Annotated in this window: 28 protein-coding genes; 7 read left to right on the top strand and 21 right to left on the bottom strand. The window is 58.8% G+C overall.

Features of this window, described 5'->3' with window-relative positions:
• Position 1: 1 nt before the first annotated feature.
• Together K2Y42_RS19870 and K2Y42_RS19865 are read left to right on the top strand one after the other, a co-directional pair.
• Positions 2-226 (top strand): hypothetical protein, encoded by a 225-nt coding sequence (locus K2Y42_RS19870; RefSeq protein ID WP_291156098.1) that lies wholly within the window; start codon positions 2-4, stop codon positions 224-226.
• Between the two features lie 83 nt (positions 227-309).
• Positions 310-1,890: a UvrD-helicase domain-containing protein gene (locus tag K2Y42_RS19865; RefSeq protein ID WP_291156096.1), complete on the top strand. Its 1,581-nt coding sequence runs from the start codon at positions 310-312 to the stop codon at positions 1,888-1,890.
• 45 nt (positions 1,891-1,935) lie between these two features.
• Here the strand turns inward: K2Y42_RS19865 and K2Y42_RS19860 are convergent, their stop codons facing one another.
• From K2Y42_RS19860 to K2Y42_RS19845, 4 genes are all read right to left on the bottom strand, one after another.
• Positions 1,936-2,442: a hypothetical protein gene (locus tag K2Y42_RS19860; RefSeq protein ID WP_291156093.1), complete on the bottom strand. Its 507-nt coding sequence runs from the start codon at positions 2,440-2,442 to the stop codon at positions 1,936-1,938.
• A gap of 429 nt (positions 2,443-2,871) precedes the next feature.
• Positions 2,872-3,417 (bottom strand): hypothetical protein, encoded by a 546-nt coding sequence (locus tag K2Y42_RS19855; RefSeq protein ID WP_291156091.1) that lies wholly within the window; start codon positions 3,415-3,417, stop codon positions 2,872-2,874.
• Positions 3,418-3,997: 580 nt separating this feature from the next.
• Complete coding sequence (locus K2Y42_RS19850) at positions 3,998-5,275, bottom strand: HipA domain-containing protein (RefSeq protein ID WP_291156088.1); 1,278 nt, start codon at positions 5,273-5,275, stop codon at positions 3,998-4,000.
• Positions 5,272-5,532: a hypothetical protein gene (locus tag K2Y42_RS19845; protein WP_291156085.1), complete on the bottom strand. Its 261-nt coding sequence runs from the start codon at positions 5,530-5,532 to the stop codon at positions 5,272-5,274. Before K2Y42_RS19845 ends, K2Y42_RS19850 begins: the two co-directional genes overlap by 4 nt.
• 285 nt (positions 5,533-5,817) lie before the next feature.
• On the opposite strand from K2Y42_RS19845, the gene K2Y42_RS19840 reads away from it, so the two are divergent.
• Positions 5,818-6,126, top strand: coding sequence for a hypothetical protein (locus tag K2Y42_RS19840; RefSeq protein WP_291156082.1), 309 nt, complete (start codon positions 5,818-5,820; stop codon positions 6,124-6,126).
• A gap of 279 nt (positions 6,127-6,405) precedes the next feature.
• A complete protein-coding gene (locus K2Y42_RS19835; RefSeq protein WP_291156079.1) occupies positions 6,406-6,960 on the top strand; it encodes a hypothetical protein in 555 nt (184 codons plus the stop codon).
• A 197-nt stretch (positions 6,961-7,157) separates the two neighbouring features.
• On the opposite strand, the gene K2Y42_RS19830 is transcribed toward K2Y42_RS19835, so the two are convergent.
• The 4 genes from K2Y42_RS19830 to K2Y42_RS19815 all read right to left on the bottom strand — a co-directional run bounded on the left by K2Y42_RS19830 (position 7,158) and on the right by K2Y42_RS19815 (position 11,923).
• Entirely contained in the window at positions 7,158-9,554 is a 2,397-nt protein-coding gene (locus K2Y42_RS19830; RefSeq protein WP_291156078.1) for a S8 family peptidase, read from the bottom strand.
• 21 nt (positions 9,555-9,575) lie between these two features.
• Positions 9,576-10,556: an ATP-binding protein gene (locus tag K2Y42_RS19825; RefSeq protein ID WP_291156075.1), complete on the bottom strand. Its 981-nt coding sequence runs from the start codon at positions 10,554-10,556 to the stop codon at positions 9,576-9,578.
• Between the two features lie 113 nt (positions 10,557-10,669).
• Positions 10,670-11,740 carry an SOS response-associated peptidase gene (locus K2Y42_RS19820; protein ID WP_291156072.1) on the bottom strand — a complete coding sequence of 357 codons (1,071 nt, stop codon included), beginning with the start codon at positions 11,738-11,740 and terminating at the stop codon, positions 10,670-10,672.
• A gap of 6 nt (positions 11,741-11,746) precedes the next feature.
• Positions 11,747-11,923, bottom strand: a complete 177-nt coding sequence (locus tag K2Y42_RS19815; RefSeq protein ID WP_291156070.1) for a hypothetical protein — start codon at positions 11,921-11,923, stop codon at positions 11,747-11,749.
• A gap of 312 nt (positions 11,924-12,235) precedes the next feature.
• Between K2Y42_RS19815 and K2Y42_RS19810 the strand changes: the two genes are divergently transcribed.
• The 3 genes from K2Y42_RS19810 to K2Y42_RS19800 all read left to right on the top strand — a co-directional run bounded on the left by K2Y42_RS19810 (position 12,236) and on the right by K2Y42_RS19800 (position 13,977).
• Positions 12,236-12,691, top strand: coding sequence for a mobile mystery protein A (locus tag K2Y42_RS19810; protein ID WP_291156067.1), 456 nt, complete (start codon positions 12,236-12,238; stop codon positions 12,689-12,691).
• Entirely contained in the window at positions 12,681-13,268 is a 588-nt protein-coding gene (locus K2Y42_RS19805; RefSeq protein ID WP_291156064.1) for a mobile mystery protein B, read from the top strand. The genes K2Y42_RS19810 and K2Y42_RS19805 overlap by 11 nt, the downstream gene beginning before the upstream one ends.
• A 241-nt stretch (positions 13,269-13,509) precedes the next feature.
• Positions 13,510-13,977 carry a hypothetical protein gene (locus K2Y42_RS19800; RefSeq protein ID WP_291156062.1) on the top strand — a complete coding sequence of 156 codons (468 nt, stop codon included), beginning with the start codon at positions 13,510-13,512 and terminating at the stop codon, positions 13,975-13,977.
• Between the two features lie 119 nt (positions 13,978-14,096).
• Here the strand turns inward: K2Y42_RS19800 and K2Y42_RS19795 are convergent, their stop codons facing one another.
• The 13 genes from K2Y42_RS19795 to K2Y42_RS19735 all read right to left on the bottom strand — a co-directional run bounded on the left by K2Y42_RS19795 (position 14,097) and on the right by K2Y42_RS19735 (position 26,691).
• A complete protein-coding gene (locus tag K2Y42_RS19795) occupies positions 14,097-14,651 on the bottom strand; it encodes an AAA family ATPase (protein WP_291156059.1) in 555 nt (184 codons plus the stop codon).
• A complete protein-coding gene (locus K2Y42_RS19790; RefSeq protein ID WP_291156056.1) occupies positions 14,648-16,162 on the bottom strand; it encodes a GNAT family N-acetyltransferase in 1,515 nt (504 codons plus the stop codon). Before K2Y42_RS19790 ends, K2Y42_RS19795 begins: the two co-directional genes overlap by 4 nt.
• Entirely contained in the window at positions 16,134-16,925 is a 792-nt protein-coding gene (locus tag K2Y42_RS19785; protein ID WP_291156053.1) for a helix-turn-helix domain-containing protein, read from the bottom strand. Before K2Y42_RS19785 ends, K2Y42_RS19790 begins: the two co-directional genes overlap by 29 nt.
• Before the next feature lie 509 nt (positions 16,926-17,434).
• Positions 17,435-17,902 (bottom strand): hypothetical protein, encoded by a 468-nt coding sequence (locus tag K2Y42_RS19780; RefSeq protein WP_291156050.1) that lies wholly within the window; start codon positions 17,900-17,902, stop codon positions 17,435-17,437.
• A gap of 181 nt (positions 17,903-18,083) precedes the next feature.
• Positions 18,084-18,749, bottom strand: a complete 666-nt coding sequence (locus K2Y42_RS19775; RefSeq protein WP_291156047.1) for an isoprenylcysteine carboxylmethyltransferase family protein — start codon at positions 18,747-18,749, stop codon at positions 18,084-18,086.
• The gene (locus tag K2Y42_RS19770; RefSeq protein WP_291156044.1) at positions 18,746-19,042 is read right to left on the bottom strand and encodes a DUF2933 domain-containing protein; all 297 of its coding nucleotides are present in this window, start codon (positions 19,040-19,042) and stop codon (positions 18,746-18,748) included. The genes K2Y42_RS19775 and K2Y42_RS19770 overlap by 4 nt, the downstream gene beginning before the upstream one ends.
• Before the next feature lie 163 nt (positions 19,043-19,205).
• Positions 19,206-19,988, bottom strand: a complete 783-nt coding sequence (fabI, locus tag K2Y42_RS19765; protein ID WP_366512443.1) for an enoyl-ACP reductase FabI — start codon at positions 19,986-19,988, stop codon at positions 19,206-19,208.
• A gap of 36 nt (positions 19,989-20,024) precedes the next feature.
• Complete coding sequence (locus tag K2Y42_RS19760; protein WP_291156041.1) at positions 20,025-21,794, bottom strand: alpha/beta fold hydrolase; 1,770 nt, start codon at positions 21,792-21,794, stop codon at positions 20,025-20,027.
• Positions 21,795-21,798: 4 nt separating this feature from the next.
• The gene (locus K2Y42_RS19755; protein WP_366512442.1) at positions 21,799-22,803 is read right to left on the bottom strand and encodes a bifunctional enoyl-CoA hydratase/phosphate acetyltransferase; all 1,005 of its coding nucleotides are present in this window, start codon (positions 22,801-22,803) and stop codon (positions 21,799-21,801) included.
• Positions 22,804-22,808: 5 nt separating this feature from the next.
• Complete coding sequence (locus tag K2Y42_RS19750) at positions 22,809-24,014, bottom strand: acetate/propionate family kinase (protein WP_291156035.1); 1,206 nt, start codon at positions 24,012-24,014, stop codon at positions 22,809-22,811.
• Between the two features lie 316 nt (positions 24,015-24,330).
• A complete protein-coding gene (locus K2Y42_RS19745) occupies positions 24,331-24,882 on the bottom strand; it encodes a Spy/CpxP family protein refolding chaperone (RefSeq protein WP_291156032.1) in 552 nt (183 codons plus the stop codon).
• A 254-nt stretch (positions 24,883-25,136) separates the two neighbouring features.
• Positions 25,137-25,325: a hypothetical protein gene (locus tag K2Y42_RS19740; protein WP_291156029.1), complete on the bottom strand. Its 189-nt coding sequence runs from the start codon at positions 25,323-25,325 to the stop codon at positions 25,137-25,139.
• A 112-nt stretch (positions 25,326-25,437) separates the two neighbouring features.
• Positions 25,438-26,691: a cyclopropane-fatty-acyl-phospholipid synthase family protein gene (locus K2Y42_RS19735; RefSeq protein WP_291156026.1), complete on the bottom strand. Its 1,254-nt coding sequence runs from the start codon at positions 26,689-26,691 to the stop codon at positions 25,438-25,440.
• Position 26,692 lies beyond the last annotated feature (1 nt).

Below are 26,692 nucleotides of genomic sequence, written 5' to 3'. Positions count from 1 at the left end.
CATGCCCATGACTATCGGCACGCCGGATGGATACTGGTTCGCGCTGCTGGATCTGCGCCGCATCGTCGAGGTGTTCCACGGCGACAAGATCATCGCCCGCGCATTCTATGCGGAGCAGGGGCCTAGGACCCCCTCTACCATCTTTAATCGCATCATCGACCGGCAACGCGCCCGCGCGTCTGCGATCTTTCATGCGCCGCTCTCCTTGATCGATCACGATATCTAGCCGCGCCCTTTAATCAGATCACCCGTTGTCTAAGACCAATTCTGGAACTCACCCGACAAACCCAATCAAATAGAGCAGGCCTCATGACCCCGACCGACGAACAGCGCGCCGCCACCGAGGCCTTCCAGCACAACCGCCTGCTGAAAATCACTGCCTTCGCCGGCGCCGGCAAAACCACCACGCTGCAGCTCCTGGCCGAAACCAGCTCTGAGCGCGGCCTGTACCTGGCTTTCAATCGCCAGATCGCGCTCCATGCGCAAAAACGCTTCAAGACTGTCGATTGCCGCACCACGCATTCTCTGGCCTGGCGCGCCATCCAAGCCAAACGCGATTATTCGGTCGAAAAAATGCAGGGCAAAATGTCACCTGCCGCACTGGCCGACCTTCTCAAGCTCGAAGACTTCAAAATCTCGGGCAATGTCACCCTTACGCCGATCCAGCACGCGCATCTCCTCGCCCGTACCGTCGCTCGCTTCTGCCAGAGCGCCGACGATGAAGTCCTACCCGAGCACGTTCCGCACTATCAGCGAATCGAAAAGCTGCCGCCCGCGCTGCTGGTTTCCACCCGCCAATACGCTGCGGAACGCGCCGCCGATCTATGGGACCGCATGACCCACCCCGAAGACCCGATCGCACTCGGCCATGACGGCTATCTGAAACTCTGGGCGCTCGGAAAACCCCGGCTGCCCTTTGATTATGTTCTTCTCGATGAGGCTCAGGACACCAACCCCGTTATCCTCGAAACCTTGCGCGCCCAGGACTGCCGGCTCGTGGTCGTCGGCGACCCCTGGCAGATGATCTACGAGTTCCGCAACGCCCTCAACGCCATGAAAGCCTTGAAGGGCGGCGCCAACACCTACCTCACCCAATCGTTCCGCTTCGGCGATGCTCTGGCTTCCGAAGCCAGCAAAGTCCTCTCCACGCTTGGCGAGCGCAAAACCTTGCGCGGCAACCCGGCGCTGACGACCGAAATCCTCCAAGAAGAAGAGAGGGCCCCCGACTGCGTGCTGGCCAGAACCAACGCCTCGGTCATGGCCGAAACCATTGCCGTCCTCGCCGCCGGAAAGTCCCCTTACATCCTCGGCGGCACGTTTGAACTCAAGCGCATGCTGATCGACGTCACCGCTCTCAAGAGCGGACGCGCTGCCATGAGCCCGGACCTGTTCGGTTTCAAGGATTGGGATACTGTGATCGGCTTCGCCGGCTCGGAGGAGGGCCAGGATCTCACGGCCTTCGTCAAGCTGGTCAACGAGCACGGCGAAGATGCCCTGACACAGGCCATCGCCCACACCGCCGCCTCGCCCGGCCAGGCCCAGATCACGATCGGCACCGCCCACAAAGCCAAGGGCTGCGAATGGAACAGCGTACGTTTGTGCCGGGATTTCCTGACCCAGCCCATGCTAACGCGGAAATCCAGCGCGGACCCCGAGATCCGCCTGTTCTACGTGGCGATGACCCGAGCCAAACAAGCCCTGTCGGTCGCCCCCGAATTGATGGCCATCTTTACGGGCGATAAAGCCCCCGCTGATGCGTTGTCCGCCCAGGCGCCACAAAACAACCCATCGAACCTTTCAACGCCCACAGGCGCTCCTAAGCCCGAGCGCAAGCCTGACTTCATGAACACCTTGTTCAACAAGGCTTCCCGGCGCAGGGCCAACGAATAGCTTTGATGCGCTCGACGCTTCCACTCCGGGCGGACACCACAAGAGCTATGGGTCGAAAGTCTGCGACGGATGCGCCATGGCGCAGGAATTTGCGTGCTGCTCGTTTTGGAGCACGCCGTCAAGGAACCAGTGCTGGGTACCATCTAGGTATTCTATAGCCGGCCCATCCTCGCGATGCAGTTTGCCATTCCGGCACCACATCTTGGTGCCATCGGCGCGCTCTACCGCCGGCCCGTCCTCCCGATGAAGGAATCCGTTCTGAACCCATTCCTTACTGCCATCGGAGTGCTCTACCGCCGGCCCGGCTTTGCGATGAATTTGCCCATAGTGGTACCATTCTTTTGTGCCATCGGCCTTTTCAACGGCGGGCCCATCATAACGGTGAAGGCTACCATCACGCCACCATTCCTTGTCGCCGTTAGGGTATTCAACGGCCGGCCCATCCTCGCAGTGGAGCGTCCCGTCGCGATGCCACTGTTCAAGGTGAAGCTCATCGAAAATGTACCGCTGTGTTGTTCCGTCGGATAATTTTTTCATTAAATATGCGGTCAATTTTTTGGGTACTCCAACTAGCCTAGACAATATGAAAATTATGTATGGGGAATTATGTCACAAAACTCAATAGGAAGATATTCAGCGCTCCTCAGCCAACGAGCACATCCACGTAATGCCCACCCCGCGCTTTGATAAAACGAATTACATTCTATTATTGCCGTTCCAAAAATTTACATTACCCCATGACGAAAAGCGCGCGCCGATCTCATATTCGGTTCAATTCCGATCCCACCCAAGCGAATGCGAGGCCCATGGCATAAGCCGCGCTCGCCGCAATCAGCGCCTGCAGAACGGAAACCGCCCACACACCAGCCGCTGTGCGCTCTTTGCCGACATCCCGCGCCAACCCAAACAGCCGTCCGTATTTGGGCGCGACCGCCAGGTGCAGAGCAATACCGCCTAGAGCAGGGGCCCACCATCCAAGCCCTAGCAGCCCAGCCACCGCCATTGATAAGAGCAACAAGAACCCCGGTGCCATCCGCTATTCCGCTCCAATTCGCCCGATGTAATGTGGACCGCCGGAAAGGCTCCGTCCGCCGCGAAATATCGCTTCAACTCATCGATCTCTACTTGCGTCAGCGAAACCACTCCGCGCGGCAACAGGGCCGAGATCTCATCCCCAATCTGATCGGCAGCAAGCGCGATCGGCTCCGAAAACCGCAACGGTTTGCGTTCGATCAATGACAAATACCCAACCGTCTCTTCGTGGCTGCACCCCACGCATGCAACCGCAGCCGGCTCCTCGAGCTCAACCGCCTGTGTAAACGCCGGCGCCAATTTCCAAGCCATGAACCTGGACACCATGCCGAGCTGTCGCTTCCGCTCTTTGGCGTCAGTGGAAAGCGTTATCCCGATCCACCAATCGCCCTCCGGAGACGCTATCCGAAACTGCGGGTCCAAATCATCCTCGATCAGCGCAATCAACCGCTGCGCCCGCTTCAAGTCCGCCAGAACAAGTTCCCTCAGCCCCATCAACCCCACTGCCCTGATTCTAAACCTAACGTGCGTGCCTCATCTGCCGATGCCTCTGCCCCCGAAGGCTATAAACCTGTGCATCCTTATTCAATAATTGCACCGTAACGCCCAATCCGCCTCGCTTCCACCATTCCACTATGACACGGGTTTGGCATCCTTCGGCAGATCGGAAAACACCACGGCAACATGCTCTCAATCCCACTTTGATCGCCCACCCAGGTGCTAACGCTCCGCACACATATGCCTGCCCCCGTGTTCCTGGATCGGCAGATCAGGAACGTCCCTTTACAGAAAAATTTTCAGTTGGGAGATTACCGATGCGTTGCGTTATGCTGCTGATCACCACCATGGCCCTTTCAGCCTGCAGCGGCCAGCCCCCGCCCAATACGCTTATCACCTGCGCCCATGACGCAGCGGATATACCGGCAAAGGGGAAGGGCTGCGGCGCTTAGATCAGCTTTCCGCATAAGAAGGACGGGGCTTCTTTTTTGGTTTTGACACGATTGGCGAACATTCTCCCGGAACGGCGCATTTCATCGCTGCTTCTAATCGCTAAGCTTCTTTGATAGGGCCCGCGCTAGGATAGCTGCTTCACCATCGGCTTGATGACGGAGTGCACGATTCCTCGTACGCAGCGCTGCTCTGCTTGGGCTGGAACCGGATCTTCTTCGAGTGTCTTTTCATAGAGCGCTAAGGCTGCATCGGCGATCTTATCGCGCTGCTGCCTGATCTGACGTTCCGCGGCCGGTTTTTGCAAACCAAGAGCGTGTCCAGCTTCCCTGAGCCCATCGAAGCTCAGTTCCGAAAACCGCTGAGCCTCAAGGATCGGCCAGGCCAACTCCGTCCTGTCGGGCCAATTTTTTTGTTGGTAGAGCCGTGACTCATAGAGACCGGTTGCCAGCAAATCGTAATGCGGCGCGAGGCTCACCCCGGACGCGCTTACCTGAAAACTCAAATTCTTGAGATGCGCGTCGCTATTCCCGATCAGCACGTTGAAAACGAGCCACTGGAACAGCTTGGTGCGCACCACGGCCGGACCGCGGCAGGAAACGGCCAACTTGGCCAAGGTCTCGATACTGCCCTGGATGTATTTATAGCTCCGGTCCAGATTGAGAAGCTGGCAGGCGTCGATCGCATGCAGGCGCTGCCAGTGGCCGTCCACTCTCTCGCGGTCGAAGCGTTCGATGAGATATACAGGCTCAGGAACGTAGCGCTTTTCAACAGCCGGTACATCCAGACCCATGGCCTTTGCCAAACGCATTGAAAACCACTCGTTGATCACCGAGTGCGGGTAGTCCTCGTCCGGGTGATTGGGCTTGAGGATATGCGTTGAGGCACGCGCTCCCACGGGCTCGTAGAGGGCGCCGCCTTCTATCACCACAGCCAGTTTGTGCTGCGCACCGGCCAGCGACATGCGCTTGCCAGCCTTTTGCGTCAAAGGCACATTCGGAAGGTCCTGGATCCGGCGTGAGAGGCTCCTGTCGCTCAGCTTCTTCAATGTGCCTTCTGTCGACTCGGGATCTCCTGGCTTCAGCAACGTCAAGGCCCCAGCCGACTCTGCTCCGTAATGTTCCAGCAGGCCAAACGCATCAGCCTCTCGAATCTTCGCACTCTTGGACAAAAGCAGCCGCTGCCCTTCTTCGGGTAGCAGATTATCGAAAAACCACTGCACCGGGCGCTGCGTTGATCCATCGATTATCCTAGGCCCTTGCAAAGGCAGCGACGAGCTTAGCGGGTAACGGCCGGCGACACTCAGCCACGATCCGGCATACTCAAAGGACCAGACCCCGTTCTCCTCGGCCAGCGTGCCGACCTGCGATCCGTTGATGGACGCGTGCAAACTCCGGGCAGTCATGAGCCGCCCCTCATGTAGCCCGCAAGAAAGTCTTCAGCGTCATCCGGAATGTCGCAAACAAGCTCGATCCCGAGGCCCTCTAAGACCTGGAAAACCTTTGTCCACTGGGCGTTGCCGCCGCCATGCTCGACCTTTGCGAGGAAGTTCTCACTCACCCCGATGGATCCGGCCATGTCATCCTGCCGGATGCGCTGCGCTTTGCGCACAGCCCGCACGACGGGTCCTATATCGCTGGCTTTTTGCAGTTTAATCTTCATGCCAAATCCTCACGCTCCTGAGGATCATAGCATAGAACTCGCGATTTTTCAATAAATCCTTACGTTCGTCAGGATTTATGGCGTTTCCGGCTCTAGGAATGAAAAATCCTTGCAGTCATGAGGATTTTACGGCGGTGCCTCCAGCATATCCCCTGCACCGCGCCCTATCGCTGCTGCTGATTGAGGGTCAACCGCCGCATGGCGCGCCACCTACCCGCCGCTGACACTGCGCATACGCCCGTGTGCACTCTTTTCATCAGGACCCGCATACGGCACACTTATCATGTGAAACCAAGCTTCCCCAAAAAACACTCCCGCTCCACATCTCCGCGCAGATCATCGGCTTCTTTTTCCGATCCTCTCAAAATCAAGCTCGCCGGCAAAGACGATGCGCCGCTCTCGATGTCCCAGCTGCGCGATGGACTCTATGAAACCGTGCGCCGGCTGCTTCCCTACGACAAACACTACCGTGTAAAGCGCGCCGCAATCTATCTCACCGTTATCGATGAAAACGGCCAGCCTGTGCAGCTCTCCCCGAGTGGCGAATGGACCATCTATCCATACCTGTGTGCTGCAGAGGACTTCGACACCTAACCGATAGAACTCCGCCCGAACAAAGCCAGCAATGCCTCGACCGAATTAAAGCTCATCATTCCAGCAGAAGGTGGCGGGGTCCGGCGGACAAGCGCCTCAAGATCGAGATTGATCAAGTTCCGAAAACGGACGAGGTGGAGTTCGCCAAAAACAATGAAGAAATGTAGTTGCTGCAGGCCCACCGGAAAGATCACTCTGCATTGAAATATTTGAATATTAAAAACGCATATGTTAATATACATAACATTTATAAAAAATAACAAGAAACGAGAGTTGATTATGAAGATTGCCGAGAAGGAGGAAGTCGTATTTTATTCTATTGACGATGAAGAGCCTGACGAGAAATCAATTTACCCAACTGATATCGCCGATATTTCTCATCTGTATTGGGACGACGAGTGGGTGGATGGTCAAGAGACCTGCTTTTGTGTGCATCGTCGTCAGGCGCGAGAAGATTATTGGCAGGAAAGAAGGGTTGAGACGCTTAGCTCGACAACCTTGGCAGATCTGCAGACGCGGCACGCGCTCGTTCAGCTCGGTCCCAGGATGTGGGTTCCAGCCCGGAATATCGCGAACGTATGGACGGAGAAGGGCGTGACGATGGTGGACATTGGAGACTTGCATCCGGAGCGATCAAAGCGACCGGCTGAGGATGTCCTTCACGATTGTCGTCGTGAATTGCAGAGAGTTTATTCCCGGCCCGCGCCGCCCTCTGAGTTTGGATATCAGGATGGCATGCTTCTGATGAGCCCGCAGCAGTTGCGGAGCGCCATCGACCGCATCGATGCGTCGTTTTCAAATCACGGCGCAACACCGTTCCTGCCGGGGTTTTAAAGCCGTGACCACTGCGACGAACGAGCTCGAGTTTGAAAAGAGATGGGTAGCATAACATCCGCTGCCTCTCTCGTTGCTGCGAGCAGAGATCAATCCGGTGGGCAGGGGGAACGATGGCGCCGGCGGATGCACCCCTACGATAGACTATTTCCGACCATGCCTCGGAAAACGGCAGAGCTTCCAACCCCTTTGATGATCTAAGCGTTGAGATCCACACGTTGCTGAAGCTCTATCACAAGCTCCGAGCACGTCTGATAAAGCGTTTTGCAATCTTCGTGTGCGAGTTCGACCGCGATCGCGTAACGCTGCCGGAAGACATCGTCTTCCCCCGCCCAGCGCCGATGCGTAAACACCGCCAGATGAAACATCTCGTTCCGCGCATCGAAATTCTTGGCCAGGCTCATATGAGCCACCTGCAACGTGCTGGTCTCGCGTGCGCGCACGCTTGGATCCACCGGACACAAGCTTGATTTCTCAAACTCGGGCGGCCGGGTTTTGTCCTCTCGCTTGCGATATTGCTCGAAGATCTCATCCGGACTGAGATACCGGATCAACTGGAAGCTCATGCGCAGCCCAAGATACTCGAGGCGCGTATGCCGGACGGGCGGATCAAACGCCAACGACACCCGGATCGAGCGCGGCCCCTTCGTCTCATAAAACGCCGCTGGCATCGGGATGGCGTAAAGAGCCATCTGGTCCAACAGCATCTCGTGACCATCGGCGTAGAAAACCACACGGTTGTCGTCTGAGGCCAGCACCCGGCCCGGGTCGGCTATGCCGTACCCGACGACCTTGCGCACGTCCTTATGCAGGGGTTTTTTCTTCTTGTACGCTGGCGGTGTCAGCCGCGCGACGCTCGCGGGCGGGACGTTTGCGGAAAGCCCCAGTAGACAGCGCAGCAAATTGCTCGACGCATGCGGAAAGCGCGCGGCGATCAGCGCCGCCTTGAAAGCAAGCCGGGGTGCGGCATAGGACGTTCCAGATGCAGCTGTGAACAAAGCCTGCCGATAGTTTGGCGATAACGTCGCCATGCCGGCACTCTCCCAGTGCGCGCCTGTGACCACACGCGCCGCACCGCCATCGTAAACACAGGTCCCGCCGAGATCCGCGAAGTCAGGTTTTACAGCGCCATTGATACCCGGCCCGCATCGTGTCAACGGGGACGGCTCCTCCGCCGCCGTGATCGCTCTCACTCCAACACCATCAAATTCGTCGACCCGCAGTCCGTTTCCATGCGCTAAAGCGCCAACGGTAATCACATTCGCCGCATAGGCCGGATCGATCAGGCGGCTTTGAGGACTGAGGAGATAGCCAGGGTAGGCTGTCGCAAGTTGCTCAGGCTGTCCCCAGCCAGGCGCGCGCCGGCTCTGATTGCCGGCCGAGACAACGATCACAACACCAAATTCTCGCACCAGCGTATCCAGCTCGGCGGCCCAGGGGCTGGCGCGGCCATCGTCATAGGGAATGAAGGCCGAGTCCCCCAGAGAGATGTTAATAATGCGGCAACCGCGCTCCGCCAGAAGCCTTACGGCATTGCGCATCTGCTCCGGTACCTTCTGCTTGTCGTCAAACGCCCCTTGGTCGTTGACGACGCGCACGCTCAAGATGCGCACGGGCGCGGCGAAGGTATTGCGATCGATGCATTCCCGGACATCGCCGTAGGCCGCAATCCCGGCAACGCGTGTGCCGTGGCCGCTAGTGTCAGCACCGCCCAGATCGGCCGGAACCGAGAGCCGTTCAGCGACAAGACCGTCCAGAAACGGATGGGCGTTGAGGCCTGAATCAATAATCCCGATAAGCGGCACATCCGCTGCCGGAAACCCAACCGGCGGGGCCGTGCCGAGGACAATGTCCTCAAGGCTATCCTCGCCTAAATCCGGTATCGGCGGGACGTCTACGGCGGCCACGTCCGTAAGCTCCAACAGGCCCTTGAGAACCGTACCCTTCATCTTGGCCCGGATCAGAATAAGCCCGTAATCGCCGATATAGGGCGCGCCGAGAATTTCGCCGCCTGCCTTCTCAATATGCTTGACCACTCGATCGACCCGCACCCGTCGGTCCAACGACGTTTCAGCGTCCCAGATCTCAATATCGATCACAAAGGACTCTCGGCCGTCGATGTCGCCCGGCCCCGACAGCCCCTGCAATTTGAGCCGTGAGCCGAGACGATCACTCGGCTCTATCCCGCTCGCCCGCTCGATCGTGTTGAAAAGGCTGGCAAAGGGCGCATTGACCGTGCCTTGCGCCCCGCCCTGAAACGAATTCAACTTCGCCTTGAAGTCCTTGAGCTCGGTGTCGGTCGCAAACAGCACGTAAATGTTGCCCGGATTTTGCGCTAGGACCTGAAAGCCATTCCGGCGCCAGACATCTTCTTCGACGGCTCCGACCAACTCCACTTTAAGGATCAGCGCCGGATCAACACCTTCGACCCGCGGGGCCGCTGCCGCGCTTTGAATCACATCCTCAAGCTCTGTTCGAAGCTTGGCGCCGTGCGTCCCGGGATTGCGGGTGATCGGAACCGAGAAGCCTGGCTTTTTGCGCCTCAGCTCGTCGCGGACATATCGCAGAAGGGGGAGGTGGTCATAGGCCGGCATGGTTCACGTGTGGGCAGGCTTTCATTTGTGAGGCCTTGACGGTCTGCGCTTGCTGGCGTGCTTCACGGCTGCCGCAAACTCCGTCTCGCTTACGATCTTGCGGCGCTTCATCACCGCGTTCTTGATCGCATCGAGGCAAATACGTTCGATATCGGCGAAGGACTGCCCGGCAAGCTTCGACACCTGCTCACCTAGATCGAAATTCGTCTGGTAATTCTTAAATTGCAAATGAAGCATCGCCTCGATCTGCCGGCTGTCCGGCAAATCAAGTTCGACAATCTCGTCAAATCGCCGCCAGATCGCCGTATCGAGCGACTCATGCAGATTGGTGGCCGCAACCAACAACCCGCGCGGCTGATGCCGGTCGATCATCACAAGCAGCGAATTGACCACACGGCGAAGCTCGTTGTGTTCGCTGGAATCGCTGCGCGCTCGCGCGACAGCGTCGAACTCATCCAGGAAAAGCACGCACGGAGACCGGCCCGCGAAATCGAATAACCGCCGCAGATTGCTTGCCGTCTGGCCGAGCAGGGAGGAAATAATCACATCGATCTTGGCAACGTAGAGCGGCAAGCCCAGCTCGCGCGCCAGAACCTCCGCCGTCAGCGTCTTTCCGCAACCGGGCGGTCCGTGCAAAAGCACCTTTGACCGGACGGGCAGACGGTGCTGGCGCAGTTCGTCGCCACGGCGTTGCTCCTCAAGGACGCGTTCGATCGCCGAGCGGGCTTCCGCGAACAAAACCACCTGCTTGAGAGACCGCGCAGGTTCCAGGATTTCGACGAGATCGACGGCACTCTCAGGAGCATTCGACAGCGCTGTCAAGCCCCGCTTGGAGCCTTCCTCAACCTGGACACTCGCATCGAGAACACGCTTCAGGCTCGCCGCAAGTGGCATATGGCCCTTACGCTGCTCTTCTTCGATAATCTTGAGCGCCGCGGCCCTGAATTCGGAAGGCCGCCCGAAACTCCCAATCAGGCGCTTGATCTGGTCGGCCTTGGCCATCGCATCCCGCTTTCCAACTGGCCCGATAAGCTCACATATCGTGATTCGTCCGGCGCAGCCTTTACCTATCAATTATATACGAATTTTATCCAGAAACTCAACGCCTTACCGTTTCAATCGATATCCGCAGAAATCCGCCGCTCTCCGAGGCGATCCGCTTTCTCGCTGCCTGACTGTACGATGCACATGCGAGCAGCATCATAAGGGCGCACTAGTCCGTATGCGGCATCAGGCGACCCGTTCAGCCAGGTGTCGAACTCTTCAGGCTCGCTCAAAAGAACCGGCATCCGGTCGTGCATGATGGTGCTGGTGAGCGCATTGGGCTTTGTCGTCATAAACGCAAACACATCGATCTCAATGCTCGGCCCATCCTTCTTCACCGGGCCAGAATACCGTTTCCATATCCCGGCAAAGGCAAAAAGCGGCCGCTCTTCCGGCGGCGTCAACGCAAACCAGTGCCAGCCTGCCGGGGACTTGTCGTCCGGTTCGCAATACGAACTCGCCGGCACAAGACAGCGCCGCGATTCAAAACTCGGCCGCCAGAACGGCGAGGTCAGCACCGTGTCGTCCCTGACATTGGTTACAGGTTTGGGTGCATACCCTTTGCGGATAAGGGGAAAGCCCCACATCATCGGCACAAGTTCGCGCTCCCCATCGGGGGCAAGCCGCACCACAGGCGCTACGCTCTTCGGGAAAATCGAGGGCTGCGCATTGATCTCCCCGCAGCGATTGTCGGAAAGCCGGAACAACCCGCGCACCGCTTCACGGCTTCTGGTCTGGCTATAGAGATTGCACATGGTGTCCACGCTAAAGGCTCCCAGCGCCGGGTGCCAGTCCTGCTTCCCGGTCCAGCGCCGTGGTTCATAGATCGTCTTCATATCGCCGCCCGCACCGCTCGGCTCGTTCAGCCGAACTCCCCGATAGCCGCATTGTGAACAGCGCATCACGGCCGCTACGCGCTCCGGATCGGCCTCCGTCCCGAACCGGATGATCAGGGGCGCAATCGGCATCGACAGAACTGCGCGGCAACCGCTCCGTCCGCATCCGGCCCAAAGCCATAGATGACACCGCCGCACGTCTTGCAATGTGCGGGGCAGGGACACCGGCTTGCGGTGCGATGCCCGCGGTGTGAGCATGATCTCATAGCGCATGAAATCGTCCCAGCGCTCCGGCAGCTTATGCATGCGCCCTTACTCACACGCCCCGTTGACACAGCGCTGATAAGGCCGCCGCATCTCGCTTGTCGTGCTGGTGATCTCAAGCGCCTTGAGAACGGCAGCCGTCAGCCGGCCCACATCCACAGCGAAGACGCGCTGCCGCTCGAGCTCGTCGAACAAAACTTCATGTAGCCGCTGCCCTTCCTTCATCGTCCTTCTCCTTTCGGTACCCAAAGGGGAACCATAAGTGAAGAACAAAATAAGAACAACAGGACGGACGCCATGCTCATAGATTATGATTTTCCCTTTTGTATCAATGCATACGGTTGTATATTCGTCGTTAACGGCCTATTCGCTGCACAGCGAATATTGCCCTGAGAGTGATCGTGAACGCGACGATAGCCCTTGCCCGCTTCCAAGGCATGAAGATCGATTGACATTGACACGCTTGTCATTGTCAATTATCTTGACTATTATTTACTTGTCAGTATATGCTATGTTGACAAGTGATTGGATGACACCTTGAAGGAAACGCTTCGCACTATTCGTGATGCCCTGGATGCCCAGCGCGCGGTTCTGCTGCCCCTGAGGCAGATGCCGAAGCCTCCGCTCGGCTGGATCGCCACTGTGCGTTCTGCCCTCGGCATGTCGCAAAACGTCCTCGCAAACAGGCTGCAGGTCGCCAAGCAGCGCGTCTCTCAGCTCGAAGCGCGCGAGATCACCGGCGAAACGACACTCGCTCAGATGCGCGATGCCGCCGATGCCCTGGGCTGTGATTTTGTCTATGCGTTTGTCCCCAGAACGCCGCTCGAGGAAACCGTCTCTCGGCGCGCCTACGCGCTCGCCCGCCAGGAACTCGCCGCTGTCGAGCGCTCCATGCAGCTTGAGGATCAGGAAACACCACTCAACGATCAGCGCATTCGCGATTATGCAACGCGTTACATCTCCGAACGCGATTTGTGGCGCGATGAGCGATAACCTCTTTGAGCAACCGCCCAACGCTACGCCGCTCGGTCCGGACGAGATCGCAAATCTGCGCGTGGCCGCCGTCTCGCGGGCCCAGCTCAATGAGCTCGAATCCACGAACGTGGCGCATGGCCGCCGCTGGGGCATGAACAGTCGCAAGGATTGTTTCACCCCTGTGTTCCTGATCGGACTGCACAGCCGTATGTTCAGCACCGTCTGGAGCTGGGCCGGACGCTACCGTACCCATGAAGTCAACATCGGCAATACCAAGCCTCACGAGATTGAGGTCGCCGTCCATCAGGCTTTCGACGATGCAAAGGCCTGGATCGAATACAAGGCCTACGAGCCCGCAGAACTGGCCTTACGGCTGCATCACCGCCTTGTCCTGGTTCATCCCTTCGTCAACGGAAACGGCCGAAGCACGCGCCTGATCGCGGACATTGCGGGCAAGCGACTCGGTGCTAAGCCCTTCACGTGGGGCGCCGTCTCCCTCGCCGAGACGAGCGCAGCGAGAACCGCGTATGTTGACGCGCTTAAAGCCGCCGACAACCACGATCTTGAACCCCTGATAAAATTCGCGCAGGCATGACCGAGCACCCAGTTTTTACCCTGATCCTGCTTCAAGCCGCAACGACTGGCAGCGCGGCGGCGATCACAACCAAAAAATCCGGCGCGGCAACGCTCTCAAAGCCGCATGCCTGAGCCTTCCCGCACAATACCGACAGCCGCCGGCTCTTTGCTACCGCCAGGAATCCCATAAAGAAGACCGCACCTGGCAACTGCTCATTGACAACGAACTCCCGGAAACGATCGCCGCATGGTCGCTCTCCTTGGATGTTGTGCAGACTTTCAAGGGCGGCATACCTCCGCCCGATCAGCGGGGGATCATCTTTCAGATCGCGCCCGAGCCTCATCAGGTCATCGCCAACATCGCAGCCCTCTATGCCGATGCTGTGTTTCTAGAGAGTGCCCAAGCCCGCAAGTCGGAGATCACCGGCTATTATTCCGGTATTGGCGATTACGGCAACGGGCAGCAGGAAGTTGTTCTCGAGCTTGGTTCCCTCGACCGCGCAACGATCCATTTGTACGGCGGCTTCGCCGGAACACTCGATCAACTCATCACGGAGTTCAACGTCCAGGAGGGCCGGCCACCCGACGCCCTAGAACTTGCGCTGATTCAATCTTTCGTCGGACAGCCGCGCTGGCTCTCGCCGGAAGGTACTTTCGCAGCGGTCTCACGCACATTGGGTCACGCCGCAGCACGCCGATGGCTCCCGGCCTCTTCGCTCTCTTTGTGATGGCTCCGACGGAATCGAGCACGCCCAGGGGATATTCGACCCTTTGCTACGTTCATCGCCGAAAGGCAGGGCAAATAATCATCGGCCTGAGCGGGTCAAAGGGCCGCGAACGCGCCTGCTCAATCTCGATCATTTCTGATCACGCTCAGAATGCCTGCCAGATCTGAAATCGGAAACACATGAAGGGGTATTCCGAGCAAGCACGCGGCTGCGTACGCCGCGAGCAAGGCTTCGTTTTGATGCTTGTCCAGTTCAGCGGCCGATCGAACAGGGCGCTTGCGGGTCGTGTCCGCCGCCCTGCGCCGAAGAATGGCATCCGGACCGTCCACCACCAGTACGATTTTCTGGATGCCAAGCGCCCCGAAAACTGAAGGCTCAATCCTCACCAGACCGTTCGGCGTATCGATAACCGTATGGCCATCCAAAATGACGGTGCCCATCGCCAAATCGCGGGCCGCCCGAAATCCTTCCACTAAAAGCGCCTGATTGTCCCCGATATCGACCTGGCGCAGATCGTCGTGCCCAACCGCACCCGCTTCAAGCGCATTGCGCGCGTCCTTGATCAACGCGCTGGCCTGAAGATGCTGAAACACAAGCGTCTCGGCAACGGCGCGCAGCACCGTTGACTTGCCGACCCCCGAAACCCCGACGAGTGCAACGACCGTCTGCGTCATGTCGCAAACCCAAGGCGCAGGCGGCTCAGGAGATCGGCAAGCTTCGCCCCCCTGATTTCGAAAATCGACTGCGGCGGATGGCCCCCGATGATGCCGGCCTTCTGAAGATCGGCGTAGCTGATCGCCGGATCGATGTACCCCGCCAGCAGGTAATTGATAACTTTGACCGGGCGCTCCGCGCTGGCACCCCAGGCGGCAAGCTCTGCCTCGCTGTAGACGGACCGTCCGCCCGTCATCTGCATTAACTCCTTGGTCGATGTCGCGCTCTGAACCTCCTCGAACACGCCAAGGGCCGTCATCGCCTGTGACGGCGGACTTTTGGACTTGCTCTTGTAGAAGAAGAGCAGTGACCCCGCGGGCCCCAGCTTTGATTGAGCGCGGCACAAGTACACCTTACGAATCGTATTCCCCGGCTGACCCGCGCAATCGAACAGTCCTCTATCCTGCTTGAGATCGGGATAGAGCGTATCGTGATAGTCCTCGACGATCGGCACCCCGAAAGCACGCACGTCCGGCCCCACAAGGAAACGGGGATAGTTGAGGCGATCGAGCTCGAAATCACTCAAGCCGTCGACCCGATCGAGCTTCGCCGCAGAGAAGGACTTCTCATAAATGAGCTCCCCGTCCGGCTTGGTCGCCGTATGGGCAAAACCGTAATATTCCAGCAGGTCGATCAGCGAGACCTGATCCTCGTACGTGGTCACATAGGCCAGCTTGTAACCATTGGCCTGCGCGAACCAGAGCGCCTTCTTCAGCAACAGCTCTCCAAGCTTCACCCCGCGCTTGTCCGGGCTTACCTTGAACGTGCATATCTTGAGGATCTTGGCGGCCTTGATCGTCGCATCGGTCTTGGTGCCCGTCTCATCCTTGATGACGACGATCCCGGCGAGACCATTGTCATCGACAATCCAGCATGGCCGCCGCTCCCGCACGCATTTCTCGGTCCACCATTTGTTGAAATCGGGATACCCCTGCCGCAGGCTATCGAAGATGGGATCATCCAACGGAATCTCGTTGGCCGAGACCTCCTCGATGTAGCGGATCGGCGCGCTCTTCGGCTCATAGGTCGTCTTAAGGAGCTGAACCGCGTCGGGAACAAAAAGCACGCGCCGCCCAAGCTCCGGGCTATGCCGCCGCGCCCGCTCGTGCAATTTCCGGTCTTGTGTGACAACGAAATCCGCGGCGCCACGATCAAGCGCATCAAGCAATGTCGCATCAACGACATCGTTGGCTTTTGCAAGCGGCCCGAACTTCGCCTCGAGATCAGCCGCCGTAAGGCCGCGCACCTTCTTTAGGATATGGTACTTGTCAAGCTTGCTGAGCGACACGTCGCGCCGCCGCGTATTGCGATCGCGCTTGAGATCATCCTTGGCCGCCTCATGGACAAGGACATCAACCTTATGCTTGGCGGCAACCGAGAGCAGGGCTGAGAAGGCGGGCTGAACGGCGAGATCGTCCTCAAGGCCGATGATGACGTTCGTATCAATCAGATACGTTTGGGAACTCGTCATGCAGGGCCTTTCTCAGGATCGGCGTCGCATAGAGGAAGGACTGCGGCGGCTCAAAGCCGAACCGATCGCGAAGCTCGGAAAGTGTTAACGGGCGGGTGAAGGGGCGGGCATTTGCAAACTCAAGCGCGAAACCTTCGTCCACACCCTCAAAGTAGGCGTCAAAATCAGGCCGCTTGATAAAGGCAGTTTTGGAGTATTGCCGCCAGATGTCCTTGACCGGGAGCTTGATCACGTCCGCGATCTCCGCTCGTCCCACCATCGCGCGCACGGGCGACGTCGAATAAATGTATGCAATAGTCCCGCGCGGTGCCGACAGCGGAAAGCGCCGCCTGAGCTCCACCGTCTTCCGACCCTCCAGGATTCTCGTCGAGTATTGCGGCCGGATACTCAGCACCACGTCCCGCTGCCGCGGAAACACGTCGTCCCCAAAGATCGGGAACACAAGCTGATTCTCGTCGGGCGTGTTCGGGTCAAACGCCAGATTGAACTGATTCGCATATTCCCGTGTTGCCGGGAACGCCGCCTCTATCCTGAGGGTAGCGCCGAGCGCAGCCACATAGCGCTGCAAGGAGAGCAAGTGGACATCCCCACGCTGCTCGATCTTGGATACGGACCCTTGACCAATCTCCAGGCGTTCAGCCATTTCTTCTTGGGTCACGCCCGCAAGCTCACGCAAGCGCTTGAGCGAATGACCGATGATGCGCCCTGTGTCGCTATCACCGAGCTTCACCGCCCGAATCACCTTGTTTTTGATATCTGTCATCGCGCGCCCCCAAAGTACTGTAACGAATCTATCGCAACCCCATATTCCTCGCAAGGAATATTGCCAATCATTGCGCGCTTTTGCTTTTATATGGGGTCGCGTGACGTAATGTCCTTCGCTAGACCATAAACTATGTGCCATTTAAAATAAAAAATAGCGCGCCAAATAAAGTGAAAACATACACATTCGTAATATATTCTATCGCAAAGTGTGATAATGTATCTTATGTAAAATGATGCATATTTTAGGTGAAGCACGCCGCACGCCCCGGCGAGCCGCTGCAAAAAAAATTCGCCGAGTTCATCCCCGGCGCACAACCGCCCGCTGACCGTTCGACGAGCGTTGCCGGCGCTCATGGCCACTATGGACGCTGAACATTCGACAGCTCCGATGGGCCCAGCGCAGTGCGACTTCTGGTCAGCGTAAACACATTGTCTGTGTTTGCACTTCTCGCTGCCAGTTGAGGATTGAGAGCCCTCGTTGCCTGTCTGCGGTGGCCCAAGCAGGATTCAAAAATTCTGAGCGTGAAGAGCTTGAATCGACAGCTTGTTGAGCTTGAGCGAGAACAAAGTAAAGATGACGACATCGATCAGGGTTGCCATTATGGCCTGTACCATAACAATGGTCTGGAACACGGAAAGAGCATTTGCGCCGCGCATCCAGTCCACGAATGCGTAGACAACTACAAAGAGTGGCAACAGCGAGATTAAGATCTCAATCATTGCGTGCGCTACACCACTTCGCGGCTGGGTAAGAACGGAGCGTGCCTGTAGCGCGACGTAGAAGAGGGCAACGATGCCAATCCCCGAAACGTGCCACATAGCGGCATCTACGGTCCGCAGGTCTGGTGAGTGACCCCACCAGAGTACGTACCAAAGAAATCCGGCGAAAGCGATCGGTGCTCCGTGTCTGGCTATAAAGCCCGCTGTTCCACCCAGGACGCTCTTGGCGTTTTGTCTATTCGCAACTGCTGTCATGTTGCACCTTACTCTTGTTTTGCATCTGCTCGTGCTGACGCGCCGTCCGTGCCGGTCAGCGGCACCTGCTCGATAGTGATCATCGAACCGCCTCGAAGGGCGTTACGGCAGCGAAACCGATAATTTCGCGTTGCATTGCCCGGCGGCTAAATCAACTGCGACTTGTCGTTGTGGAATATGATCACGCTCCCTCGCCTTTGCGATAGCCGAATAGCCGATCGAGCTTCGGCATGAACCCTGGCACGCTCTCCATATACCTCCGGTAGGTATCACCGAACTCCGCGATGGCCTCACGCTCCTCCTCGCGCGCCAAGCGCACATACATCCACACCAGAACCGGGAACATGAGCAGCGTAAGGACGGTCGGCCACTGGAGCAGGAAGCCGAACATCACCATGATGAAGCCGACGTACTGAGGATGGCGCACATAAGTGTAGGGACCGGTCGTGGCGAGCACGCGCCTCTTCTGCGCTTCGTAGAGCACCGCCCAGGCTCTTGAGATGAGAATGAAGCCGCCGCCGATAAATGCGAAGCTTAGGAGGTGGAATGGTCCAAAATGCGGGTTTGCCTTCCAACCGAATAGCATTTCGAGGATATGCCCGGCATCGTGCGAGAACCAATCGATGTCAGGAAATCGACTCTGCAGCCACCCAGAGAGGAAGTAGATTGTGAGTGGAAAGCCGTACATCTCGGTGAACAGCGCAACGAGAAATGCGCTGAACGCACCGAAGGAGCGCCAGTCACGCGGCGTCTGCGGCTTGAAGAAGGTGAAGGCGAAGAAGATGAAGATTACGGAGTTTATGAAGACCAGGCTCCACAATCCATAGGCAGGTGCTTGCTCGGTCATGACTTCTCTCCCTTGGATAAACCCCTTGTTCCCGTCGATCCTCGTGGATCCGCCTCAGTCTGATTGCCGGTGCCATGACCGGTATGCCCACCATGGGCTCCGTGTCCGAACATGTGCAGCAGGGGGCAGGCGAGAAGGAATAGGAACGGCAGATAACCGAGGACGTGAGCTCGATGCTCGGTAAAGAGAAGCGTCCCACCAATGACCAGGAATGCGAGGAGGACGAGGCCGCCGCGTGAGGTCCAGAAACTGCCTCTTGCGTCAGAGTGTTGATTCGAAAGATCGTGGTGCATGATGTCTCTCTCCTATTCGACTTATTCAACCTATTCGGCCACAGAACATACATACAGGAGGGGAAAAATGGCGTAGCCAGCATGTGCACGTGGGCTTGTACGTCGTGAAGATCAAGCGCTTTTCCGCAAACGGTGTTTTGCCCCTGATCATCCCGCCCACCCTTCAGTGGAACACCATGCCGGCCACGTGGAAGCCCGCATCCGCATGCAGGACCTCGCCCGTGATGGAGGCTCCGTAGTCGCTAGCGAGCAGCACAGAGACACGTCCGATTTCGCACGCATCGACGGTGCGTCGCAGTGGAGCCTTTGCTGCGGCCTCCGTGAGGAGTTCGTCAAAATGCTCGATACCTGAGGCCGCGCGCGTTTTGATGGGTCCTGCCGAGATGGCGTTGACGCGAATGCCTTTCGGTCCGAGCTCGTGGGCAAGGTAGCGCACCGAAGCTTCGAGCGCCGCTTTCACGGGACCCATGACGTTGTAGTGGTCGACCACCTTCTCGGCTCCGTAGTAGCTCAACGTGATGAGGCTGCCGCCCTGGTCCATCAGCGGCTCGGCAAGTCGCGCCATGTGCAGGAAGGAGTGGCAGGAGATCAGCATCGACTCAGCGAAACCGTCGGCCGAACAGTCGGTCAGCCGCCCGTGGAGGTCCTCCTTCCGCGCCCACGCAATGGCATGAAAAACAACGTCGACGCGGCCCCATTTCGCCTTGACGGCATCGAAGACAGCCTCGAGCTGACCCGGCATAGCGACGTTACAGGGCAAGAGCATCTCAGCACCGAGTTCGGCGGCAAGTGGCGCCACGTGGGGCTTGGCCTTGTCGTTCAGATAGGTCATTGCGAGGTCCGCGCCGGCGCCGTGAAAGTGCTTTGCAGCCCACCAGGCGAGGCTATCGGCATTTGCGATTCCGACGACCAGCGCCTTTCGTCCCTTGAGATCGATGCTTTCCACTGTGTGCGTTCCTCTTGTCTCGGATTTCTGCTGCGCTCAGGAGCTCAGCACATAGGTGCCAGGCGCATCGGCTAGAGGCGCGTGTGCATTTGAAGGCGCACCCATCGTCCCTACCGGTGCGCGATCAGCCGAAGAGTGTTTCACCAGCCAACCCTGCCAGCACGGCCACCAGGAGCCATCGTGGTGGACAGCGTTCTGCTGCCAAACATCCGGTGCCACATAGTTTTCGTTCTCGATGTGCGTCGCAATCTGGTGCTTCCGGTTGGGACGCCCGGGAGGATTGACGATCCCGGCATTGTGCCCCCCGTTCGACAAAACGAAGGTCACATCGGCGTCGGTCAGCGCCTGGATTTTGTAGACGGATCGCCAGGGTGCTACGTGGTCCGAGATCGTGCTCACGGCAAAGATTGGCACTCGAATGTCGCGCAAGGAAACCGGCCGACCGTCGACCTCGAAATGTCCAGTTGCCAAGGCATTGTCGAGGAACAGGCGGCGGAGGTATTCTGAATGCATGCGGTAGGGCATACGGGTGGCATCGGCATTCCACGCCATAAGGTCGAACATTGGTGGCCGTTCTCCCTTGAGGTAACTCTGCACCATTGTCGACCAAATCAAGTCGTTGGAGCGCAGCAGCTGGAAGGCGCCGGCCATCTGTCTTGTGTCGAGATAGCCCTGCTCGGCCATCATATCCTCGAGGAAGCTCACCTGGGCCTCGTCGATGAACAGCATCAGCTCGCCCGCCTCGGTGAAGTCGGTCTGGGCCGCGAGCAGTGATAGCGAGCCGAGCCGCTTGTCCCCATCGCGGGCCATGGCGGCCGCGGCGATGGCGAGCAGCGTGCCGCCTAGGCAATACCCAGCGGCGTGAATCAGCTGGCCGGGGACCATCGCTGAGACGGCCTCGAGGGCGGCCATCACGCCGAGCCTGCGGTAGTCGTCCATACCGAGGTCGCGCTCCTCCCCGGTCGGATTTTTCCAAGAGAGAATGAAGACAGTATGCCCCCGGTCGACCAGGAACTTGACCAACGAGTTGGCCGGCGAAAGGTCGAGGATGTAGTACTTCATGATCCAGGCCGGCACGATCAAGACCGGCTCGCGATAGACCCTGTCCGTCGCAGGCGCGTATTGAATAAGCTCCATCAGGCCGTTGCGCGCCACGACCTTGCCCGGCGTGACCGCAACGTCGCGGCCAACTTGGAATGCGTCTGCACCGATAGGCTTCTTTCCTTCGACAACACGCTGCTGGTCTTCAAAGAAGTTCATGACACCGCGCACGAGGTTTATGCCGCCTTGTTGAAAGGTGGTCTCAAGCACTTCGGGGTTTGTGAGCAGGAAGTTCGCGGGCGAAACCACATCGAGCATTTGGCGCGCCACGAAGGATGCGATGTCCTCATGATGGGCGGAGACGCCCTTCACGCCGATCGTCGCGTGATGCCACCATTGCTGCGTCAACAGGAAGCCCTGCGAGATGGCGTTGAACGGCCAACTGTGCCAAGCGTCGCCCGCGAATCGCTTGTCATTCGGCGTGAGTTCGACGCACGCCTCGCAGTCTGGATCGAGAACGGCCTCGGGGCAGTACTGCAGAAAATGCATCCAATTTTGGAAAGCCTCCTCCGCGAGTTCAATCTGTTTGTCCGGCGAGAACAGCAGGTGCTGCGCCCAATCGGTGTAAGCCTGAACCAAGGCCGCGGGAGACTGTCCCGCGGTTGCGCGTGCAATTGCCGCGTGCAGCGGGCGATCGAATGAGAAGCGCGGCGGATCCCCGTGATCCGAGCCCTGCTTATCCATTGCTGGCGTCAGTTTTTGCATGACTTCACCGTGGCAGCGGACAACAAGCCGACTCGGGCTGTGGCGCGCATTGCAGTGTCCCCTCGACGGGAGTGGCCTTCGGACCGACAATCTTTGCACTTCGGTGATGGATGTGCGCGGCCAGCGCGAGGGCAGCGAGGCGCGCAGGCACGGACTCGGAACGCGAGTTCAGCACTACCGGCGCGGACAGTCCGAGTACGATACCGGCTGCGACGGCGTCGGCGAGGTATTCTAGGTTTTTCGCCAGGATGTTTCCGGAAACGAGATCCGGCACGAGCAGGATGTCGCAGTGGCCGGCGACCGCGGACGTAATCCCTTTTTCCCTGGCCGCCCTCAGCGAAATCGCGTTGTCGAATGCGAGCGGACCGTCAACGACCGCACCGGTGATCTGGCCCCGTTGCGCCATCAGCGTGAGCGAGGCAGCATCGAGCGTCGAGGGAATCGCCGGATTGACCGTCTCGACAGCCGACAGCACGGCGACATTCGGATTCTCGACACCGAGCATATGACAGAGATCGATGGCATTCTGTAGTATTTGTGCTTTGGCGTTGAGATCTGGCCCGATGTTGATCGCAGCGTCGGTAATGACCAGGAGCTTTGAGTACGAGGGAATGTCGCACAGGAACGCATGGCTCACCCGACGTCCGGGCAAGCGGAGGCCATGCTCCGCGTCGAGGAGCGGACGCATGAAGGTATCGGTGTGGATAAGCCCTTTCATGACGACGTCGACCTTTCCCTCGCGAACAAGCGTGACACCGGCCGCGGCCGCCGCAGTGTCGCTCTTCGCCTCCATGACGCGATCCGCCGCGTCGCGGATCCCGGCCAAAGCTGCAAGGTCGCAGATGGCTTTAGACTCGCCAATAAGGGTCGGTTCGACAAAACCGAGGTCGACTGCCTCGCGCAGCGTTTCGAGCAGTACCCCTTGCGCCGCGTTCACGACGGCAACCCGAATAGGCTGCACGAGCTTGCTCCGATCGATGAGCTCTTGGAGCTTGTGCGCGTGCCTCATGAGCGTCATGCCTCCACTTTCGCCAGCTGACCGGTCGTCACGCGTAAAACGTGGCGTGCGATCATGTATTCCTCGTCCGAGAGCAAGGCCTGCACTGTCAAGGCGGCCCCGGGAGCCGAGATCGTTTTGGCTCCCGCGCCGTTAGCCTTGGAATCTAAAGTTATGCCGAGATAGGAGAGCCCTTCGCAGATGCGACTCCGGATCTCAGGAGCATTCGCGCCCATACCACCGGTGAATACAAAACGGTCGAGGCCGCCGAGCGCCGTGGTCAGCGCTCCAAGGTGCTGTCGGGCGCGATAGCAGAATAGATCGATCGCCTCGCGCGCCGCGGGGTCATCGCGACGGCTCAGGAGTTCGCGCATGTCGCTTGAGATTCCAGAGACACCATGGAGTCCCGAGCGCTCGTAGAGCAGCTTTTGCACCTCGTCCGCACTCATACCCTTTGCCGTCAGAAGGTGAAGGACGGCACCAGGGTCGACGTCGCCGGAGCGCGTACCCATCATCAAGCCCGCGAGCGTACTGAAACCCATCGTGGTTTCTACGCTCCGTCCGTTTCGGAGCGCGCACAAGGAGGCGCCGTTTCCGAGGTGTGCAACGACTATGCGCTCGTGCTCGACGTCCACGCCGTCTTTGCGGAGTGCATCGACCACATATTCGTACGACAGGCCGTGAAATCCATATCGCTGGATTCCCGCGTCCTGAAATTCGCGCGGCAAGGTTGTGAGCTTGGCAATCCGAGGCAGGCTGTGATGGAAGGCCGTGTCGAAGCAGGCGATCTGGGGCAGGTCCGGCTGTAGCTCCCGCACGGCGGCCAAGCCGGCGAGATTGTGAGGTAGATGCAGGGGCGCAAGCGGGATGAGCCACTGCAGCCGCGTTTCAAGCTCTCTCGTCATCGGGAGCGGACAATCGCAGTCCGCACCGCCGTGCACAACGCGGTGCCCGACGGCGCACAGCGGGCGACCAGCGAGTTGCTGTTTGACCGCTTTGATCAGAAGCTTGAGGGCTGCCTTGTGGTTCTCGAGCACGGGTTCTTGTTCGAAAAGGGTCTTTCCAGTCGAATCCTTAAGGTAAAAGCGACCATGCACGAGCCCAATCTGCTCGAGTGCGCCCGAGTTAAGTCGCGGCAACTGCTGGTGTGCGGCGAACAGCGCGAACTTCACGCTGGACGAACCGCTGTTGATGACCAGAATTGCGCCACTCTGAGCCGCCACGCTCGCTCTTCCTTGTAAATTCTGCCCAATCGTACTCGCATCCCAGAATGCCATTCTGGCGCTGAGCAACTCACCCGACTTCAGTATTGCGCGATAAGAAGCGCCATCATAGCGAGCGCGAGGAACACCGCGCCTCCGATACCGGTCATCTTCATAGAAGGGTCCTGTTCGGCTCTTTCGAGCCACTCCGAGAATGATCGACGCACATTCCAAGCCACTGTGAACCTCCTGTGAGCATCGAAAGCTTCGGAAACGACCTTCAGGTCAACTGGATTGATGTACGCAAACGCTGGCGCAGTAACGCCAGTGCCCGGCGTCACATCATGCAACCCATTTGCGTGAGAAGCTGATCCGCCTTCTTCTTCTGATCTGCGCTCAACGCAGCGTAGAGAGCGGCCAAAGGCGATTTGACATTCTCGAGAGCCTTGACCCTTCCGCGCATGGCTGTGAGGTGTGCGTCGAGCCGCTCGACTGATGTCATGTCCGACATGCGGGTCTTCATCGTCCGCCGCATGTCATGCATGCTCTCGAAATTGCTCCTCAGCGCGCCTGCATAGGCGTCCCAGAGACTCTCTTGTGTGTCGGTGATCACGAGTTCAGTCTTGAGGAATGCCAGGCGGCCTTCGCTGTAAGAGGGCACGTCCTCGCCGTACATTACCGTGCCCATCGTTGGACAGTTGCCGCCCATCCCTCCCAGTGCGGGCCCACCCTGCATCATGTGCCACGGAGGATCGGCAGCGCTAGCCGCTGGAGCGCTCTGCGGATGGTGAGGATCCGCAGGCTCTTGCGCGAGTGCTCCAGTGACCAAAGCCACTGAGAGACCTGCACCTGCCGTCGCGATCGACAAGCGCTTTATAGGCTTCATCATGATCATTCTCCTGCGCCAATACACGCCGTCAGCTACCTGCTCGCCTTGCCACCGCCGCAACAGCCCGAGTGGCCGCCTGCTTGATGGGCGTGCTCATGCTTGGGATCATTGGACGGCACGGCCTGTTCAGTCTGACCCGGCTGCGCCTTTCGGGCTTTCGTATGATCTCCGCCGCAGCAGGCGTGGCTTTTCGACTTAGGTGACGAGTGCTCGTGCGCGACTGTGGGCTTCGACATATCAAGTCTCCTCATGTTTCAGTTCTGCGCTGTAAAGAGATTGAGATCAGCATCCGTGACGGTGCCGCTTCTCTCGTTCAGGCGCGGGGGCGCCACCGTGTCCCGCGTGACTGGTTCCCGCCGACAGCTCTGCTCCTTCTCGGGCGGGTTCCGTGTCGCGCCGGTCAGGTCGCTGACCGTGGCGGCTGTGTCCTCCTCCGTGGCCATGTCCGCCACGCATGAGCCCGTGCAAGGCAAAGATCGCGATGCCAAGCGCAATCATGATCCAGTTGTTGGCAAGCCATTCCATGTCAATCCTCCAACTTTCCAAGGTCCGTGTTCACTCGGCGGCGATCCTCAGGCCCGGCTGGCAACACTCTTTGGCCCTCAGCGCCGCCTCACGCTGGCCAATGTAGTCGCGCGTCAGTGGAACCGACTCCTGACGCTTGACGAGCTGGATCTGGAAGACCATGAGGCCCGAGTGGCGGAACGCGCATTCGGAGGCGGCAAGGTAGAATTCCCACAGGCGGCAAAAGCGTTCATCATAGAGCGTCTTCGCTTCCTCGCGCCGGGCGAGAAAGCGCTCCCGCCATGCTCTCAAAGTTTCCGCATAGTGCAGACGCAGGATCTCAATATCGGTGACGACAAGACCCGCGCGCTCTACGGCGGGGAGCACCTCAGAAAGCGCGGGAACACAGCCTCCGGGGAAGATATATTTTTCCATCCAAGGATTGGTCGCGCCTGGCCCGTCCACGCGTCCAATCGAGTGGAGCAGCATCACGCCGTCGTCGGCCAGGATTTCCGTTACTTTGCTGAAAAAGGCGCTGTAGTAGCCGACGCCCACATGCTCGAACATGCCGACAGATACGATCCGGTCGAACTGTTCTGCTACCGCCCGGTAATCTTGCAGGCGGAACTTGACACGTGTGTCGAGTCCGCGCTCTCGAGCGCGCCCCTTTGCGATTCCGAGCTGCTCTTCGGAGAGGGTGACGCCCGTCACCCCAGCACCGCAGAGGTCGGCGAGATACAGCGCGAGACCGCCCCAGCCGCAGCCGATGTCGAGAACACGATGTCCGGGCTCAGCGAGGAGCTTGGCGGCGATATGGCGCTTTTTGGCGGTCTGCGCATCTTCCAGGCTTTGGTCCGAGCGCTCGAAATAGGCGCAGGAGTACTGCAGGTCCGGATCGAGGAAGAGATCGTAGAGGCGGCTATCGAGGTCGTAGTGGTGCGCAACGTTGCGCTTGGCGCGCTGCGCGTTGTTCCGTTGCTTGAGCGTGCGGACCGCGGTGCGAAGCCTGCTGAGCGATTTGGCGATCCCGGGCGGGTCCCGTAGAGCAAGATTGGACGACGCGAGCGCGAGCACGTCATAGATCGAGCCCTGCGTGACGGCGAGGCGGCCGTCCATGAAGAGCTCACCGAACGCGAGTGCCGGATTGAGGACGATCTGACGCTCGGCGGCCCGGTCCGTGAAGCGGATCGCAATAGCCTCACCCGTTCCGTCGCCGACGGCGAACCGCGTACCGGCTGCCGTCTCGACCTCAAGCGTGCCTTCTTGCACGATCCCCTTCAGAAAAGCTCGCAGAGCCGGAACCATG

The organism is Hyphomicrobium sp. (assembly GCF_019744875.1).
Taxonomy (GTDB): domain Bacteria; phylum Pseudomonadota; class Alphaproteobacteria; order Rhizobiales; family Hyphomicrobiaceae; genus Hyphomicrobium_C.
This window is presented reverse-complemented; position numbering and strand designations above follow the sequence as displayed.

What these genes read in the sequence shown, in the direction of transcription:
- K2Y42_RS19870 (WP_291156098.1), top strand. Translation starts at nt 2, where the DNA reads ATGCCCATGACTATCGGCACGCCGGATGGATACTGGTTCGCGCTGCTG.
- K2Y42_RS19865 (WP_291156096.1), top strand. Translation starts at nt 310, where the DNA reads ATGACCCCGACCGACGAACAGCGCGCCGCCACCGAGGCCTTCCAGCAC.
- K2Y42_RS19855 (WP_291156091.1), bottom strand. Translation starts at nt 3,417, where the DNA reads ATGGGGCTGAGGGAACTTGTTCTGGCGGACTTGAAGCGGGCGCAGCGG.
- K2Y42_RS19850 (WP_291156088.1), bottom strand. Translation starts at nt 5,275, where the DNA reads ATGACTGCCCGGAGTTTGCACGCGTCCATCAACGGATCGCAGGTCGGC.
- K2Y42_RS19845 (WP_291156085.1), bottom strand. Translation starts at nt 5,532, where the DNA reads ATGAAGATTAAACTGCAAAAAGCCAGCGATATAGGACCCGTCGTGCGG.
- K2Y42_RS19835 (WP_291156079.1), top strand. Translation starts at nt 6,406, where the DNA reads ATGAAGATTGCCGAGAAGGAGGAAGTCGTATTTTATTCTATTGACGAT.
- K2Y42_RS19830 (WP_291156078.1), bottom strand. Translation starts at nt 9,554, where the DNA reads ATGCCGGCCTATGACCACCTCCCCCTTCTGCGATATGTCCGCGACGAG.
- K2Y42_RS19825 (WP_291156075.1), bottom strand. Translation starts at nt 10,556, where the DNA reads ATGGCCAAGGCCGACCAGATCAAGCGCCTGATTGGGAGTTTCGGGCGG.
- K2Y42_RS19820 (WP_291156072.1), bottom strand. Translation starts at nt 11,740, where the DNA reads ATGCATAAGCTGCCGGAGCGCTGGGACGATTTCATGCGCTATGAGATC.
- K2Y42_RS19815 (WP_291156070.1), bottom strand. Translation starts at nt 11,923, where the DNA reads ATGAAGGAAGGGCAGCGGCTACATGAAGTTTTGTTCGACGAGCTCGAG.
- K2Y42_RS19805 (WP_291156064.1), top strand. Translation starts at nt 12,681, where the DNA reads ATGAGCGATAACCTCTTTGAGCAACCGCCCAACGCTACGCCGCTCGGT.
- K2Y42_RS19795 (WP_291156059.1), bottom strand. Translation starts at nt 14,651, where the DNA reads ATGACGCAGACGGTCGTTGCACTCGTCGGGGTTTCGGGGGTCGGCAAG.
- K2Y42_RS19790 (WP_291156056.1), bottom strand. Translation starts at nt 16,162, where the DNA reads ATGACGAGTTCCCAAACGTATCTGATTGATACGAACGTCATCATCGGC.
- K2Y42_RS19785 (WP_291156053.1), bottom strand. Translation starts at nt 16,925, where the DNA reads ATGACAGATATCAAAAACAAGGTGATTCGGGCGGTGAAGCTCGGTGAT.
- K2Y42_RS19780 (WP_291156050.1), bottom strand. Translation starts at nt 17,902, where the DNA reads ATGACAGCAGTTGCGAATAGACAAAACGCCAAGAGCGTCCTGGGTGGA.
- K2Y42_RS19775 (WP_291156047.1), bottom strand. Translation starts at nt 18,749, where the DNA reads ATGACCGAGCAAGCACCTGCCTATGGATTGTGGAGCCTGGTCTTCATA.
- K2Y42_RS19770 (WP_291156044.1), bottom strand. Translation starts at nt 19,042, where the DNA reads ATGCACCACGATCTTTCGAATCAACACTCTGACGCAAGAGGCAGTTTC.
- K2Y42_RS19760 (WP_291156041.1), bottom strand. Translation starts at nt 21,794, where the DNA reads ATGCAAAAACTGACGCCAGCAATGGATAAGCAGGGCTCGGATCACGGG.
- K2Y42_RS19755 (WP_366512442.1), bottom strand. Translation starts at nt 22,803, where the DNA reads ATGAGGCACGCGCACAAGCTCCAAGAGCTCATCGATCGGAGCAAGCTC.
- K2Y42_RS19745 (WP_291156032.1), bottom strand. Translation starts at nt 24,882, where the DNA reads ATGATGAAGCCTATAAAGCGCTTGTCGATCGCGACGGCAGGTGCAGGT.
- K2Y42_RS19740 (WP_291156029.1), bottom strand. Translation starts at nt 25,325, where the DNA reads ATGGCCACGGAGGAGGACACAGCCGCCACGGTCAGCGACCTGACCGGC.
- K2Y42_RS19735 (WP_291156026.1), bottom strand. Translation starts at nt 26,691, where the DNA reads ATGGTTCCGGCTCTGCGAGCTTTTCTGAAGGGGATCGTGCAAGAAGGC.